Below are 16215 nucleotides of genomic sequence, written 5' to 3'. Positions count from 1 at the left end.
CAATTGGATAATATAGTCAATTAGTACATCTTTGATATTACCACACGCTTACATTCTATACAAGTTCTCTTTTTTATTATTTCCAGTATAAAAAATTCCAGTCAAATTGTATCATACTGTCCATAGTTTATCAGAAGAAAAGAGAAAAGGAAAAGGTGTTCTTGAGATATACAGCTAAACCTTACTTCCCAACAACAAATTTCTCTTTTTTTAAATAATCAAATAAAAAAACAAGAAAATCTTTACATTTAATAGTAATATAGAAAATAGACAAGTTTATCCGACTTTAACGGGCAGTAAGACCCTACCTCAAAATTCAGCGAAAGCAAAGAATTTAGGTGGGGATCGGGCTGTCCATAAAAGTCCGATTGGTGAAGACTAATAATCAGTGGGGGCTTTTTCAGTCATGATGCGTGCACTTCGTTTAAATATAAAGCAAGCTTTTTGTAATCGTGTTTCTTTAATTATTATGTTTAGTGGATTCGTTCTTATTTGTATTTATCATTATTATTATGTCATTCGTTATTTAGGGGACGCTGCAAGCGGACCTATATCAACAGATATAAAATGGATTGGATTTCGTGACAATGAAATGGATGTTTATTTATTATTAATGCCAATTATTGCGAGCCTTCCCTTTAGTACAAGTTACAACTCGGATAAATCTGATGGCTTTAAACAGTTTGTAAGTAAAGGAATTAATTTATTTTCTTATTCAATAACGAAATATATTGTTACATTCTTTTGCGGCGGACTTCTTTATACGCTTCCATTTATCTTATCTTTATTATTTTGCAAATTAACCATTCCAGACGGAGAAACGCCGGCTGGTTCAGGCATCATAAATGTTAATGGGATGTTTGCAAACTTATATGAGGCTTCTCCCATTATTTACATTACTGTATATATTGGAATTAACTTTTTATTTGCAGGTTTAATGGCTCTTTTAGGACTTGCTGCATCTGCATGGTCACAAAAAGATTATATGTCGCTTCTATTTCCATTTGCAGCTACCTCCATCCCTTACGTCCTGCTAAATACCGTCTTCCCTACAATAGGCGGAGCACCAATTCATTTATATGATCCAAAACAACCATTGGATGGAATGTCACCGTACATTTTAACGGTGCAATGTGCTTTCTTTCTTTTCGTTAGCTTACTTATGTATATACGAGGGGTAAAGCGGGATAGAAAAAAATATAGAAGAAGATTGCAAAGAAGAGATCGGTGTAGAAAATCATTTCAAGTATAATAAACCTCTAATTTCCTTACTATCTTGAAAATTAGAGGTTTATTTACTATCCTTTTATGGCGTGCCAGCCAATCCCCATAAAATAACGACCCCTACAAAATAAATCGCTTTAATACCTACAACTAAACATAATGAAATAATTGCATATTTATTTAATTCTCTCCTTGCGCCAATTAAAGTAAAAATAACTGCTAAACTAAACGTTATATAAGATGCTGCTGTATGTATTAAGTTATATGTAATATCTAAATTTTGCGTAAGTCCTATTACCTCCGCTACAAATTGAAGCATGACGATTGTACTAAAAAAAATTGCAAGCTGATTTATTAATTTTCCATTTAGTTGTGCTTGCATCATTGACCCTCCTTAAAAACTAAATATTCAACCAATTTTACCATAAAACTGCAGAAGACCAATCTATATCATTCTAAAAAATCGCTTATACACTATCCTTATCTATTTTTATCAAATAAAAGAACGCTTAGTTACCTAAGCGTTCCCCTACTTTAAGATGCCTTCTTCAAATCAATTTGAGCAAGTACTGGGTCGTGATCACTTACACGTCCGTGCTCTTTCATAATGTTTGTGTTTAAGTGTACTGGATCTACGATTGTGTGCGGTGCGATGTTGTTTGTTACTAAAATATGATCTAGCACTTGTGCATTTCCTTCATGAATATACGTGTAGCGATTTTCTTTCGGCACTGTATTTAACATATTTTTCAAGATTGTTCCTTCTAGTGCTTTTAGTGGTTTAGCAAACTCAAAATCGTTCATATCCCCTAACACAACAACTGGTGCATTCGTGTTCTTTTTCTGAATTCCTTGTACGAAATGATTGACTTCTTGTGCTAATTGAACTCGTTTTTCTTCACTTTTTAATACGAGCGGCTGTACTTTTCCAAATGGTGTTGCATCTCCTATTTTTGAGTTTAAGTGATTTGCAACAACAACTAAATTTTGTCCTTGGAACGTAAATTCTGCCGCAAGCGGTTTACGTGTACTTTCAAACAATGGATTTTCGTCTCCAATACGGACAACGTTTTTATCAAGCAACTTCGGTACTGTTGCTAATTTCACGCGTGATGGGTTATAGAAGAAACCGACGCGAATGTTAGCGCCTGGTGCTCCTCCGTCTAAATTATTATTCGGAGCAATTTCTACATACTCATACTTTGGCCCGCGAATTTCTAGCACTGCATCAATGATACGTTTTGCGCTTAACGAAGCATCTGTTGTACCGTCATTAACCGTTCCGTTATTATCTTGCATTTCCTCTACACCGATAATATCCGGCATTTTTAAATTGTATTTAATAGAATACGCTAACGCTTTTACTTTTTCATCTGTTGTTTCTTTTTTATTCGCCGAGAAGTTTTCAATATTATATGTAGCAACCGTTAACTTATCAAGACGCGGCTGAATATTTGCTCCTATTTGCTTAAATCCACCGTCTACTACAGATGGTAATTCCGTTATTGGCGCAATGCGGAACGCACCGTAATCATATCCGACTACTCCTGTTATATCTCCAGTGAAAGTATCTCCTACTTTTGCTACATAATTACGAGGTACTTTTACAGAAAGACGCTCTGGGTTTAATTGATTTTCATCTAATACAGGTGTGCCATATTTCGTTACGACTTTATTTCCGCCATTTTTCACTGTTACATATAAATTCCCGTTTTTCTGAGGTGCAATAATTTTTGGCGTTGGCATCGTAACGCGCATACCTTCTATACTTTCATAAAAATCGATTGCATCTTCATTTGGATCAAATAAACCAAATGCATCATTATCGATAATTTGATCAGGAATTTTCACACCGTTTTCTCCAAGTACAATCGGTGCTGGTAAAACTTGATCTTTTGCGATTACAGCAACGCGGCTCGCTTTAATTTCCGTCGTCGTTAAGTCTGTTTCAAACCTTTCTGCATATCCAGGTCCAACATATTCTTCTACTACTCCATCAACTTGAATAAGATCTCCTACTGCTACATTCGCATCCTTTTTGTACACATACATACCTTCTGAAGTAGCTGGATCATTATCTGGCTGATTATCTTCTATATAAAAACCATTTTTATCAAGCGCTGTTACAACGCCTTCCACATTGTATACTTTCTTCCCGTTGTAAGGAGAAAGATGTGATTTTCCTTGAATATCATGAATACGAACCTGTTCATTGTTTACGATAACAAATGAAAATGTTGAAATCGCTGAAGAAGTAAGCCCTTCTTTCTCTGCAATTGCTTTAATCACACTATTTTCATTCACGATAATTTGTCCGTTATAACGAACGCTTTTATTTGTAGGGTTAGAGCCATCTAACGTGTAATAGATTGTTGCTCCTTCTGTATTCGTTGTTAACGTTACTGCTGTTCCTTTCGCAACTTCTCCTCCATTCGGTGAAGCTACTACATCACTAACACGGTTTTGTTCTTCCCCTTGAAACTTATGAGCTGTTACTGATTTTAAACCTGGGCTACTAAAATATAATTCAAGCGTCCCTGTTAAACTAACTTTCTTCCCGATATTTTCAGGATGATCTTTCACGTTTACTGCCGCTCTCACATCGCCTTTTGGTAACTGAACAGGCATGATTTTGTCTGGATTCGTTTCATTTGGCGAATCAGCAATTGCTACGTTTGTATCATCAAACTTAGCCGGATCTTTCGTGTATTTCGAAGGACTTTGCGTATATCCGACGATATACCCTTCCACTGTCCCCTTCGTTTTCCCTTGCTGCTTAAATACTTGAATTGCTTTTTCTACTGACATAGAAGTCGTTTCTTCTGCTTGTACTAAAGTTCCAGTAAATGAAAGCAATAGTATGAATGATAAAAAGATACTTAACAATTTCTTCACAGCCATTTTCCTCTCCCTATTTCATATTTTCTCAGCATGTCTATCATATCAAATGATTCGTTATATAGAATGATATTTCGACAAGTTTTACAAAAAATTAATCTAATTTACTCGTTTTCAAACTATAATACAAAATAATAATTTTACACTTTCTACGAATGCACTCTATAATGTTAGAGAGAGAAAACAGAAAATATCGATATTTCATTGGCATGTAAAATGGATTCATTTGAATAGGAGTGATTGGATGGAAGTACAGACAGAAACATACCGCGCAGCTATGAATGGAACATTAGAACGTCATTTTTCAGATATGATTGCTGTTATACCGACTAGAATTACAATTGAGCAGTTAAAACAACGGCTAGAAACTATCGCTACTAAAGTTGATGAGTTAAAAGTTGTTTATAGTGATGAGACAAGCCTTATTGTTGAGTTACATATGGATGAAAATGTCATACCGTATGAACTGCATATTGATGAAACGGATGATCCAGAAGAATACAAACTATACAATAGACAAGATTCCACAATCGTAGACCGTACTTTTGAAGATGCGGCTTATGGTACTGAAATTTTCACCCGTACGCTATTTGTAGGCGATGTGCTGGACTGCTTTTTCCAGCAGTTACAGTTTTTATGGAACCTTGCGCCAGATTTGTTATTTGTAATTGATTCAAGTGCAGCAATGAAGGTAATATCTAGAAGCTATATTGAATATCACGTTGAAAATGAATTATTACCTGACATTCCTGACTTGTACGTTATTCATTCCGTTTATGAAGACGATAAAGAAGGCGAGCCTACGCAATATTGGTTTCATACACACGGCCTTTTAAGAGCGGGCGTAACAGAAATAGAATTAATTATTCCAAATCGCATTCCTTCCTACTATGGCATTGGTGACCTCTTTCAAACATTTGCGAATAATGCCGTTGAAAATGGACAAGTCCCTATGAATGAGCCTATCGTTATCGCACATAGTCAGCAAGGTTCTATACATACAGTAGCTGTGCCGTGGGAAAAAGGTTTATCTTATATTGGGCATAAAACGAGTATAGATCAATTATCTTCAATTGAGGATGAAGAAGTGAAGCTACAACCAATAGATGCACAAAACACATTCTTAGGCGGGATGGATGACCGAGATGAATACCATCAATCGCCATCTGTTCTCTTGTTCAAATTTGATACTTCAGAAGAATGTATCGAAAGCTTTTTCAAAGAACACGAGGAAGCTACAGGGCTCATGTTCTATAAAACAAATAGTGAAACGGCTCGTATGGCTTACAATGCAAAAAATACTTTCGGGTATTTCAGCAACATTTTTCAAATTGAACAATCAAATGAGGAGTTTCGTTTTCTCGCTAAGTTTGGCGTTTCCTATGAAGAGGGTAAAAGCGAGCATATGTGGTTTGAAATGCAACATATTACAGAAGACTTTATTCAAGGAATACTCATTAATGAACCATATTTTATAGAAGATATGAGTGAAGGAAATAGTTATCATTTAGATTTTGATGACTTAACAGAATGGGTTATTTATGCAGGAGATGCCGTTATAAAGCCAAATAACTTATATATGTTTATTGGTGAATAAGTAACAAAACGCCTTCAATATGATTGAAGGCGTTTCTCTTTATTGTGCGATTAATTCCGTATTCATTACTTTCTCCAAATGAGAGAGTACACGTTTTGCAGCCTTCTCACCTTGGTCAATACAGTCCGGCAGACCAGAACCAGCGTAAGAACTACCTGCCAAGTATATACCTGGCAACTCTTTCTCCATAAATGTTGTGAGTTTCTTCATTCGCTCGTTATGGCCTACTGTATATTGGGGCATTGCTTCTTTCCAACGGCTTACGACTGTAAACTCTGGATTCTCTGTAATATCCATCGTCTTTCGTAAGTCTTCTAGTACGAGCTGAACGAGTTCCTCTTCTGTTTGTTCTACAACTGCTTCATCACCAGGTCGTCCAACGTAACATCGAAGAAGCGTTTTTCCTTTTGGCGTTGTATGTGGCCACTTTTTATGCGTCCACGTACATGCTGTAATTGTGTAATCACTATTTCGAGAGACAACAAATCCTGTACCATCAATATCTCGCTGAATGGCTGATTTCGGGAAAGCCATTGCTACATTCGCAACTGATGTGGACGGAATGTTGCGAAAGAAACGAAACTGCTTGTACTGTGCAAACATAGATGGCAATACTTTATGTGAACTTGCCACTACGACCGCGTCCGCTTCTATTTCTTTTCCGTTACTAAGAGTAATCGTATAGCCATCACCCTGTTTTGTAACTTTTTCAATGCGAGTTCCCTTTATTATCGTACCTTCATGCATCTTTGCTTCAAGAGATTCTACGATAGATTCTAAACCTGTTTTCACTGTTTGGAAGATTCCTTTTTTCGGTTCAGCTTTCTCTTCTTTCGGAGCGAGCGTACGCATACCGAGTGAAATACTGCGATGTTTCTGCTCAATTTGATACATTTGCGGGAATGTTGACATTAAGCTCATTTCATCAATATCCCCTGCATAAATACCAGATAGTAATGGTTCTATTAAATTTTCAACCACTTCATTTCCGAGGCGATGTCTGAAAAAGTGCCCGAGTGATTGGTCAGATACTGGTTTTGATCTTGGCATTAATAGATCAAAACCAGCTCTTAGTTTCCCAATTGGGGAGAACAGCCCGGAAAATAGAAACGGCGTAATTTGCGTTGGAATTCCCATCATTGATCCATTCGGCATTTTATGTAACCGATTGTTTACGAGGATAAATGATTGACCGGCCTCATTATTTACAAGTTCATCGCCAAGACCTAATTCTTTCACTAATCTAGCTGCACTTTCTTTTCGTGCTAAGAAAGAATCCGGTCCGCGCTCAATTGTAAATCCATCTTTTCGAACGGTTTGAATTTTTCCGCCAAGTTTACCCGATGCTTCTATCAGTAATGTATCAATCGGCAAGTTTTTTTCATGAATATTTTTTTGTAAGTTATACATTGCTGTTAATCCAGTGATGCCTCCGCCGATGATCACAACTTTTTTCCTCAAGCAGGCTCCCCCTTTCTTCTTACAGTACAGATTCTTTTTTCTTTACTACAACATCTGTTAAGCAGTCAATAAATGCGTCCGATGCGTTTGGCATTTCTGGACGATAATATTTCGCGCCAATTTCATCCGTTACCACTTTACACTCAAAGTCGTTGTCATATAAAACTTCTAAATGTTCCGCAACAAATCCAACTGGTGCATATACGAATGAAGTATAACCGTGCTTTTCATTTAGTTCTCTCGTTAAATCTTGTACGTCGGGACCAATCCAAGGATCTGGTGTGTTTCCTGCACTTTGCCAACCTACTGCATAGTTTGCTACTTCAGCGCCTCTTGCAATATAGTCCGCTGTTTCATTTAATTGATCTGGATATGGATCGCCCATTGCGATAATTTTTTCTGGTAAGCTATGAGCTGATACGATTAATACTGCTTTTTCACGTTCTGCGTCTGACATACCGTTATATATACCTTTCACTGCATCAACCCAGTACTGGATAAATTTCGGTTCTTTATACCAGCTATCGATGCCATGAATTGTTAAGTTTCCAAGTTTCTCAGCTTCTTCTTGTGCTCGTCCAACGTATGATTTTACGCTAAACGTAGAATAGTGCGGCGCAAGAACAAGTGCGATTGCATCTTGTATACCGTCGTTATGCATATCTTTCACCGCGTCTTCAATGAACGGTTCAATATGTTTTAAGCCAAGATACATATGGTACTCGACTTCATCTTGTACTTCATTTAAACGCTTCTCTAACTTCTTAGCTTGCTCTAATGTAATAGTAGCTAAAGGAGAAATACCACCAATTGCACGGTAACGCTCTGTTAAATCTTCTAGCATTTCAGGACTTGGCTTTCTTCCTCTGCGAATATGTGTATAGTAACGTTCAATATCTTCTTCTTTATATGGCGTTCCGTATGCCATTACAAGCAAACCAATTTTCTTTTTCATACAGCAATTCTCCTTTACTTCGCTAACTGCCCTTTAGAGTATTCATGAATAAATGTAGTTAAACGTTTTAATGTATCTGGATTTACTTCTGGGAATACACCGTGACCTAAGTTAAAGATATAACCCGGCTGTTTCATCCCTTGATCTAAAATACCTTTTACATGTTCTTCAATAACAGACCATGGCGCAAGTAAGAACGAAGGATCCATATTACCTTGTACCGCCTTGTGAACGCCGCGTGCACGTGCTTCTTCAATTGGTAAACGCCAGTCTAAACCGACTACATCAAGCGGTAAGTCGTGCCATTCATTTACTAAGTGTGCAGCTCCTACGCCGTGCATAATCATCGGTACACCCATCGTGCGAACTTCTGCAAAAATACGCTCCATTGCTGGTTTAATAAATACGCGGTAATCTGCTACGTTTACTGTTCCAACCCAAGAATCGAAAATTTGAACTGCTTTTGCCCCTGCGTTAATTTGCGCTTTTAAATATGTAATAACCATATCTGCTAGCTTATCCATTAAAGCGAACCAAGCTTTTGGCTCTGCATACATGAACGCTTTCGTATTATGGTAGTTACGAGATGGACCGCCTTCAATCATATAGCTCGCTAATGTAAATGGAGCTCCTGAAAAACCGATTAACGGTACATCTAGCATTTCAGTCGTTAATAAACGAATTGTATCTAATATGTACGGTACGTCATCTTCTGGATTGATTTCCCCTAGTTTTTCTACGTCTTGTAAAGAACGGATTGGATTATCAATAACTGGGCCAATACCTGATTTAATTTCTACATCCACACCAATTGCAGGTAGTGGTGACATAATATCTTTATAAAGAATTGCTGCGTCTACGTTATACTGATCAACTGGCAGTTTTGTAACGTAAGCACATAACTCTGGATTATGTGTAATTTCAAATAAAGAATACTTTTCTTTTATCTTTCTATATTCCGGCTGCGAACGACCTGCTTGACGCATATACCATGCTGGTACATAATCAGTACGTTCCCCCCTACATGCTTTTAAAAATGTCTCATTTATAGTTCTTACCAAGACCCTAGCTCCCTTCCTTACCACAATGCTTCGAATACGTTCGATATTTATCTTTTTTTACTATACAGCTTGTAAAAACAAAATGCATAATATTATGTACGTTGTTCATTAAATTGACACAAACATTCTTAAAAACGCTTACTATTTTCACAACATTCTTATTATAACACAGAGAAAAACTATGGTTTAGCTACTTTTGACTTTTCTCCTTCGCGATTCGTTTGTGTGTTATATGGTACAACGTAAAAACTCGGTTTTGAAAAGATGTTAACGAACTTTTCCTCATATTCCCCGGCACCATTTACAGTACCTACATGCGTATGAATTCCATTTTCCACTCTATAAATACGATACATAATTCTTTCATCTGGGAGTGGTGTCCAGCTTAATTTCGCTTTAAATAAACCGAAAGGGCTAAATGCTAATTTCATTTTCACATCTTCAATCTTGCGCAGCCGAATTGGAGCACCGATTGTTTCCACACCTTCTGGTTTCCTAAACTGCTCTTTCTGTTCTACATTTGCTTTCGTTAAAATTTTCTTAAATAATTTTGTTGCTGACGCACTTTCTCCTTGCAACTGATGCTCTTTATCTATGCGGTCATAACCAATCCAAACAGCGCCTACTAAATTTGGCGTATAGCCAACGAACCACATATCCCTCGCCCCATTATCGTCATTTGGTAAGGAAGTTGTACCTGTTTTCCCAGCTAACGCTCCGTTATATACACCGGCTTTCGCTGTCCCTTCCTTTACAACTCCTTCTAACATTTTTGTCATATACCATGCCGTTTGTTTCGAGAAAATTTTCGTTTCTACTTTTGGTGATTCTCCAATGACTGCGCCGTGTCTATTTAACACTTTATCAATAACGTGCGGCTCAATAATATCACCATTTGCTAAAAACGCACGATACATTTTCACAAGATCAAATGTTGAAACACCATTTTTCAATCCGCCAAGCGCTGTGCTTAAACCAGCATCGGCAATGTGAACATTCCCTTTCTCTAAATATTGCTTTCCTTCTTCTACCCCCAACTCGTTTAATAAAGAAACTGCTGGTACATTTGCTGACTCTAAAATCGCATCGTACATCGTTATTTCTTTCGAATATTCACGGTTATAGTTCCGAGGCTCATAACCTTCAAAAGAATGTCTTTCATTCGTCAATAAAGAATACGGATTATACTTTTTCGTTTCGAGTGCTGGCGCATAGACGATAAGTGGTTTTAGCACAGAACCGGGCTGTCTTTTTGCAAAAACGCGATTAAATCCTCTCGGGACGTACTTTCTTCCGCCAATCGCAGCTTTAATCCCGCCCGTACGATTATCCATTAATAAAAAAGCACCTTGCGCCCCCTCTTCTTTCCCAGGGAAATTCCTTGCATCTTGAAACTGGTTATACGCTACCTTTTGAATTTTTTCATCCATCGGTACGACAAACGTATATCCTCCGCGAAGCACTTCTTGATGAGACAATCCGTATAAACGAGCTGCTTCATCTATAACCATATCAATATACGGCATATATGCGAGTTCATTCTCATCTAAGTTTTTATATAGTGCAATTGTCTTTCCTTGATAACGTACGCTTTCTTCGGCAGTCAAATAGCCTTGTTTATGCATAAGTGACAATACGAGATCGCGGCGTTCTTTACTCTTCTCTGGAGAAAAATAAGGTGAATAACCGTTTGGCGACTTCGGAAGACCTGCAAGCATTGCTCCTTCTTCTACTGTTAAATCTTCTACATTTTTATTAAAATATAACTTTGCTGCTGCTTGAATACCGTAAGCTCCATGGCCAAAATAAATATGATTCATATACATTTCAAGAATTTGTTGCTTCGTATATTTTTGCTCTAATTGAAGGGAAATTGCGACTTCCTTCAACTTGCGCGTAAATGTTTTTTCACGAGTTAAAAAGACGTTTTTAGCAAGTTGCTGCGTAATCGTGCTACCGCCTTCGACCTTCTCTCCAGCTAACGTGTCTTTATAAAGAGCACGAAATATAGACGGGTAATCAATTCCTTGATGCTCATAAAAACGAGAATCTTCCACCGCAACGAACGCCTGCTGCACATATTTCGGAATTTGCTCGATTGGTACGAGGTCTCTATTTTCTACGTATAATTTCGTAATTTCTTTCCCTTTCTGGTCAACGATACGTGATGAAGAGTGGAAAACGAGCTGCTTTTCATCCATCATATAGCCACCAGCTAACACAATTAGTTTATAAAGGACAATCGCTAATAGTAGCGTTGCTAACCCACCTAATAAAGTCCACTTTACTTTCTTCATACATCGGCCTTCTTTCCAAATGATGGTACATTTATTATTTGAAAAAGAGGTATCTTTATGTATATAATCTTCGAAGTTTTTTAAGAGAGTTGATATAATAGAAACAAATAAATAAGGGGGCATTAAAATGAAGGCTATTATTTCATACGAAACACCTCTAGAACAAGCACATTTCACTGCAAAAAATGATGAAAAAAATATGTTTTATAAAGAAAATACAGAAGAATCTGTAGAAGGATCACTTCAGTATGACGTACTAGACGCTGTTGGAGAATTTAAAGGACAACCTGGCTACATCGTTTGTAACAACATTTCTGTAACAGATGAAGGTCGCCCAGTATTTGAAAACCGTTTTAAAAATCGCGCAGGCCTTATTGAAAACGAACCAGGATTCCAAGCAATCCGCGTTCTACGCCCATTAAGTAACGATACATATGTCATCTTAACGATGTGGGAAACAGAGCAAAACTTTAAAGACTGGACAGAATCACGTTCATTCGAAAATGCTCATAAAAAACGCCCCACACAAGCAGAAGGACAAGCTCCGGCGCATCCACATGCAGAACAGCAAAAGAGTATTTTCTCTCGTCCGTCATTTGTAACTACTTTTGATGTGTTAGTTTAGTTTTTTTGTATTGTGGTTTCTCCAAGGATGCGGTACATGAAATTATATCGGCGATTTTTCGAATATATCGGCGCAACTCGAAATATATCAGCGATTTTTAAAATATATCGGCGCAACTCAAATTATATCAGCGATTTTTGAGATATATCGACTTATCGACAAATCACGACACAAAAAGGAAACACCGTTACACACCGGTGTTTCCTTTTTCTTTGTACCAATTATATATACGAAGCGCATCTTCTTTTTGCATATGTTTCACTTTATAACGATGCCCCGCTACTGATACGACAGCTGCACATAGCTCGTCTTTCTTTTGGAAATACGACTGACTGTATCCGACTGCTTGCACATGCCTTCTTCGCATGATTCCTGTATATTTCGCGAGTCCTCGGTATACCATGACTAACTGATTGTCCCGTATCATATAACCACTACTTGTATACCGCGCGTATGCAAGTAACGTAAATATAATACATAATGGTATGAGAGTGAATAACGCGATATTTTGTTTAAAATATATACTCGCACCTATGATTGGCACAGCGAGTACGGCACTTGTAATCCAGCCCATGATGACATAACGACGTAATGCTGCTTTCGGTAAATGAACGATTTCCGCTTCCATTTCATACGGCAACTGTAAATATGCGAGTAACTGCTGCACATCTTTTTTCTTCATAAAAGGATGTAACATCACTTCATTTCCTGCCGCTTCTATACTTTGAATGACTTCTACTTCGACAGAGCAATATCCGAAAGGCTGGCGGAGAATGCCTTCTTTCACCGTAATCGCTTGAATACGGTGTAATTTTAAAACAAACTCTTTCTTATCAAATAAACCTTGCACGATGCGAACTTCATTTCCGTTTCGCTCAATTTTAAAGTTCGCATATTTTAATGCATAACCTGCTGTTGAAATGACCCACGACACTGCCATTAAAATCGCCGCCATAACAATTAATTCATATACACCGTTATCCATCACATACGTTTCTACTTTATTGATAAGCCATTCTGGTAGAAATTGATTAAACTCTGTGTAAAGGATGACTAACATAGAAAACACTAATCCGAATCTACCAGATGTAATAGATGCTGCTAAAATCTCTTTCGTTGTTAACTGATATACCGTCTTACTTCCTTCTTCCGCAGGCCCTTCTTCACTCACAACACTTCTTTCTTTATGTAATAAAGCAATGAGTTCCTTCGCTTCTGCTTCTCTAATACCCGCCAACATCACTTCTGGCTCAGTACCGCCGCCTGCCACTTCAATATTTAATTTCGTCAGTCCAAATATTTGATAGATGATGTTAGAAGACGTACTAATATTTTGCACACGTTCTTTATTTAAGTAACTTTCTTTCTTTACAAAGACGCCATGTTTAATATGTAAAATATTATTTTCAACCCAGTACACTTTAAAATACCATTTTATAGCTGAGAAAATAGCCATAATGAATAATACAAACAAAAGAACAAGATGCAAGAAATACCATGGTTCTACTTCACCATCTGATCGAAATAAAACAAGAAAAATAAAAGGCAACAAAGTCGCAACTCGAATCCCTAATAAAATCGTGATCGGATGTTGCCTCTTATACATCCTCATCACTCACTTTCGCAAGTTCTCCAATTTGTCTTTTCAACTGCTCTGCTTCTTCTTTCGTTAAACCTGGAATACTATGAGAAGTTGCTGCTGTTGAAATATGTAATTCTGCTAAATTGTACTTTCTCATAATCGGGCCCTGTTCAATCGTTACGTGCTGCACACGAATCATCGGAATAAGCACGCGTTTTACAACGAACATTCCCTTTTGAATCTCAATCTCTTCTTCATTTAATCTGTAACTATAATAGCGCTGACGTAAATTTGGAAATACAAAATAATCGAGCGGAATAAATAGAATAGCTCCTGTGACTAACAAGCCAAACAACCAACCCCACCAATTAAAATTGATCATAAAAAAGAAATACGCAATTACGACTGCTAGTATAACTGCCGCCCCAATTAAAGCATGAATTCGCCACACTTTCAGCATATTAGAATGAATCTCCCTTTCTAACGGCTGCATCTCATCACTCCAATTATATGAATTTATTACTTATATATTAGTTGGTATATACATTTTTGTAAAATTATAGTTTTTTACATCGTATCGAGAACATCTTTAAAATTCCCTTCATTAATGGAATACACTTGAAACTGAATGTAATCTATCTCATTCGTATCTGGCTTAGCAAATGGCAAAATGTTAAATCTAGAAGCCGATCTTCCTAGCATATCTACAATCATAAGAGAAACGTCAATATATTCGAAGTCTACACAGAATACGACTGCTTCTCCCGTACATTCATACTCTTTAATCGCATCGTAAGACTTATTGGCACTAATTAACATTACTTTTAATAGTTGGTTCAAATTTTCTGGTTTAAAATTAATCATATACGTGGCTCCTTTTTCAACAAAACACTACAAAAATAGTGTAATCTTATACTTTCATAGCTTCACACATCAATTATATTAAAAATAAAGCTAGTTTTTTATAAATTTTTTGATATAATTACTTACGGGAAAAGGGAAGAATTTTGTCTTCCCTTGTGTTTTTATTTGCATCTAGTACTTTTGCTAGATGCTTTTTTTACGCTAAAAAGGTATCCTCAAACACTTTGAGGATACCTTTCCATTAATTTAGTGCACTTCAACAATCGTACCATCTTCAAATACTTTAAATACGCCAGTAAATCCTGATCCAGCTGCGCCTTCTATTTTATATGTCGTACGCACTCTAATTTGATAATATTTCTTTCCATTCTCTACTTGCGTATTTTCTAGCGTATAATCATAGTCTTCTTTATATTCATTTTTAATATATTCTTTCGCTTTCTCAAAAGTAAATGCATCTTGAGTCTTTCCTGTTTCTACCTTTTGGTTCTTCTCTGTCGTTACCTTCTGGTTCTTTTCTGCTTCTACTTTTTGAGTCTTCTCTGTCGTTACCTTTTGGTTCTTTTCTGTCTCTGCCTTTTGAGGCTTCTCTGTTGTTACCTTTTGATTCGTTGCTACATTAGTTTTTTCTGCCTTCGCTACCGTTGCATTCTTTTCTGCTTCACCAATTTTAGTAATTAATCCTGAAGCCTTTTTATTATATTCTTCAAGATTTTTGTTATCTTTTGTTTCTGAAACTAGCTTATTTAATATATCTTTCGCTTCTGCGTAATTTTTCTTATTTATTAACTCTTCACTTTTCACTAGTTGCTCGCTATACTTCTTTTTTTGTTCGACGATAGCTAATAATGCTGTTCGTTCTTCCTTCGCTTGTTTTACTAACGTACTATTTCCATCCTTCATGTTCTCTACTTTTTCAAATGACTTGATTGATTCTTCTACCTTTGTTTCTTCTTTTAACTTCACAGCTTCAATCATTGCTTTTGTTTGTTCTACAAGCACCTTTGCATCTGAATCATCTTTCTTCTCATCTAGTGCTTTTTCAAATGATGATAAGGCATTTTTATATTCTTTATTCGTTAACGCGGTCTTTCCTTCATCCATTACTTTGTCAAAATTCCCATTACTACATCCAGCTAACATTAAAAGTGTAAGTCCAATTACCATTAATAACTTTTTCATTTTTTCTCCTCCTATATATCCCCTAAAACAATAGCTTTATATGTATAAAAGTCTGTGTAGTAATTAGACTGAGCGTAAATATGTACTTTATGTGCGGGAAAGGAAGTACATTTCATTTAACTATCATTACTTAAAACTCCTAAATAGTTGGTTTTCTTCTTTTAAAGACAGAAAGGAATTTTAATAATGTGCGCAAAGTTCTCACCAAGCTCTTTACTACACACACTCTTATACACATAGAAAAACTTTTTGAACTTCATATATCCTCTGACGATTTGATACACACTCCGATTTGTAACATACCGAAAAACAAAAAGAAAACAAACTGTAATATAAGTTACAGTTTGTAGCTATTTTGTAACACAAATGTAACACATGGTTTTTAAACATACAATAGTTTTTTTACATTATTTTCCCCACCTTCTATATTTTAAAGCGTTAATCCGGTTCTAATCCTTAATGTAATACG

General features: G+C 36.6%; 13 protein-coding genes. 3 read left to right on the top strand and 10 right to left on the bottom strand.

Annotated elements, in window-relative coordinates:
• The first annotated feature begins 406 nt into the window (after window positions 1–406).
• Entirely contained in the window at window positions 407–1252 is an 846-nt protein-coding gene (locus ACTFR9_RS19705) for a membrane protein (RefSeq protein WP_000984154.1), read from the top strand.
• Between the two features lie 54 nt (window positions 1253–1306).
• Here the strand turns inward: ACTFR9_RS19705 and ACTFR9_RS19700 are convergent, their stop codons facing one another.
• A complete protein-coding gene (locus ACTFR9_RS19700; protein WP_193635086.1) occupies window positions 1307–1606 on the bottom strand; it encodes a hypothetical protein in 300 nt (99 codons plus the stop codon).
• 152 nt (window positions 1607–1758) lie between these two features.
• Window positions 1759–4125, bottom strand: coding sequence for a DUF6359 domain-containing protein (locus tag ACTFR9_RS19695; RefSeq protein ID WP_193635085.1), 2367 nt, complete (start codon window positions 4123–4125; stop codon window positions 1759–1761).
• 241 nt (window positions 4126–4366) lie between these two features.
• On the opposite strand from ACTFR9_RS19695, the gene ACTFR9_RS19690 reads away from it, so the two are divergent.
• The gene (locus ACTFR9_RS19690; RefSeq protein WP_000453738.1) at window positions 4367–5719 is read left to right on the top strand and encodes a DUF4026 domain-containing protein; all 1353 of its coding nucleotides are present in this window, start codon (window positions 4367–4369) and stop codon (window positions 5717–5719) included.
• 39 nt (window positions 5720–5758) lie between these two features.
• Here the strand turns inward: ACTFR9_RS19690 and hemY are convergent, their stop codons facing one another.
• From hemY to ACTFR9_RS19670, 4 genes are all read right to left on the bottom strand, one after another.
• Entirely contained in the window at window positions 5759–7180 is a 1422-nt protein-coding gene (hemY, locus tag ACTFR9_RS19685; protein ID WP_001228066.1) for a protoporphyrinogen oxidase, read from the bottom strand.
• A gap of 19 nt (window positions 7181–7199) precedes the next feature.
• Window positions 7200–8135 carry a ferrochelatase gene (gene hemH / locus ACTFR9_RS19680; protein WP_000726777.1) on the bottom strand — a complete coding sequence of 312 codons (936 nt, stop codon included), beginning with the start codon at window positions 8133–8135 and terminating at the stop codon, window positions 7200–7202.
• A 14-nt stretch (window positions 8136–8149) separates the two neighbouring features.
• On the bottom strand, window positions 8150–9196 hold the full coding sequence (gene hemE / locus ACTFR9_RS19675) for a uroporphyrinogen decarboxylase (protein WP_000252614.1): 1047 nt from the start codon (window positions 9194–9196) through the stop codon (window positions 8150–8152).
• Between the two features lie 179 nt (window positions 9197–9375).
• The gene (locus ACTFR9_RS19670) at window positions 9376–11493 is read right to left on the bottom strand and encodes a transglycosylase domain-containing protein (RefSeq protein ID WP_000756250.1); all 2118 of its coding nucleotides are present in this window, start codon (window positions 11491–11493) and stop codon (window positions 9376–9378) included.
• A 127-nt stretch (window positions 11494–11620) separates the two neighbouring features.
• Here ACTFR9_RS19670 and hmoB point away from each other — a divergent pair, with 127 nt between their 5' ends.
• Window positions 11621–12118 (top strand): heme-degrading monooxygenase HmoB, encoded by a 498-nt coding sequence (gene hmoB / locus ACTFR9_RS19665; protein ID WP_000644062.1) that lies wholly within the window; start codon window positions 11621–11623, stop codon window positions 12116–12118.
• Between the two features lie 187 nt (window positions 12119–12305).
• Here hmoB and ACTFR9_RS19660 read toward each other — a convergent pair whose 3' ends face one another.
• From ACTFR9_RS19660 to ACTFR9_RS19645, 4 genes are all read right to left on the bottom strand, one after another.
• Window positions 12306–13724 carry a PH domain-containing protein gene (locus tag ACTFR9_RS19660; RefSeq protein WP_000278159.1) on the bottom strand — a complete coding sequence of 473 codons (1419 nt, stop codon included), beginning with the start codon at window positions 13722–13724 and terminating at the stop codon, window positions 12306–12308.
• Window positions 13717–14193: a PH domain-containing protein gene (locus ACTFR9_RS19655; RefSeq protein WP_001182705.1), complete on the bottom strand. Its 477-nt coding sequence runs from the start codon at window positions 14191–14193 to the stop codon at window positions 13717–13719. Before ACTFR9_RS19655 ends, ACTFR9_RS19660 begins: the two co-directional genes overlap by 8 nt.
• 74 nt (window positions 14194–14267) lie before the next feature.
• Entirely contained in the window at window positions 14268–14564 is a 297-nt protein-coding gene (locus tag ACTFR9_RS19650; RefSeq protein ID WP_193635082.1) for a protoporphyrinogen oxidase, read from the bottom strand.
• Between the two features lie 246 nt (window positions 14565–14810).
• Window positions 14811–15746, bottom strand: a complete 936-nt coding sequence (locus tag ACTFR9_RS19645; protein WP_193635081.1) for a hypothetical protein — start codon at window positions 15744–15746, stop codon at window positions 14811–14813.
• Window positions 15747–16215: the final 469 nt, after the last annotated feature.

This window comes from Bacillus cereus group sp. MYBK222-1, from assembly GCF_051916425.1.
GTDB lineage: Bacteria > Bacillota > Bacilli > Bacillales > Bacillaceae_G > Bacillus_A > Bacillus_A paranthracis.
The sequence above is the reverse complement of the archived record's forward strand: the minus strand, read 5'-3'. Positions and strand labels throughout refer to the sequence as shown.

What these genes read in the sequence shown, in the direction of transcription:
- ACTFR9_RS19705 (WP_000984154.1), top strand. Translation starts at nt 407, where the DNA reads ATGATGCGTGCACTTCGTTTAAATATAAAGCAAGCTTTTTGTAATCGT.
- ACTFR9_RS19700 (WP_193635086.1), bottom strand. Translation starts at nt 1,606, where the DNA reads ATGCAAGCACAACTAAATGGAAAATTAATAAATCAGCTTGCAATTTTT.
- ACTFR9_RS19695 (WP_193635085.1), bottom strand. Translation starts at nt 4,125, where the DNA reads ATGGCTGTGAAGAAATTGTTAAGTATCTTTTTATCATTCATACTATTG.
- ACTFR9_RS19690 (WP_000453738.1), top strand. Translation starts at nt 4,367, where the DNA reads ATGGAAGTACAGACAGAAACATACCGCGCAGCTATGAATGGAACATTA.
- hemH (WP_000726777.1), bottom strand. Translation starts at nt 8,135, where the DNA reads ATGAAAAAGAAAATTGGTTTGCTTGTAATGGCATACGGAACGCCATAT.
- ACTFR9_RS19670 (WP_000756250.1), bottom strand. Translation starts at nt 11,493, where the DNA reads ATGAAGAAAGTAAAGTGGACTTTATTAGGTGGGTTAGCAACGCTACTA.
- hmoB (WP_000644062.1), top strand. Translation starts at nt 11,621, where the DNA reads ATGAAGGCTATTATTTCATACGAAACACCTCTAGAACAAGCACATTTC.
- ACTFR9_RS19660 (WP_000278159.1), bottom strand. Translation starts at nt 13,724, where the DNA reads ATGTATAAGAGGCAACATCCGATCACGATTTTATTAGGGATTCGAGTT.
- ACTFR9_RS19655 (WP_001182705.1), bottom strand. Translation starts at nt 14,193, where the DNA reads ATGCAGCCGTTAGAAAGGGAGATTCATTCTAATATGCTGAAAGTGTGG.
- ACTFR9_RS19650 (WP_193635082.1), bottom strand. Translation starts at nt 14,564, where the DNA reads ATGATTAATTTTAAACCAGAAAATTTGAACCAACTATTAAAAGTAATG.
- ACTFR9_RS19645 (WP_193635081.1), bottom strand. Translation starts at nt 15,746, where the DNA reads ATGAAAAAGTTATTAATGGTAATTGGACTTACACTTTTAATGTTAGCT.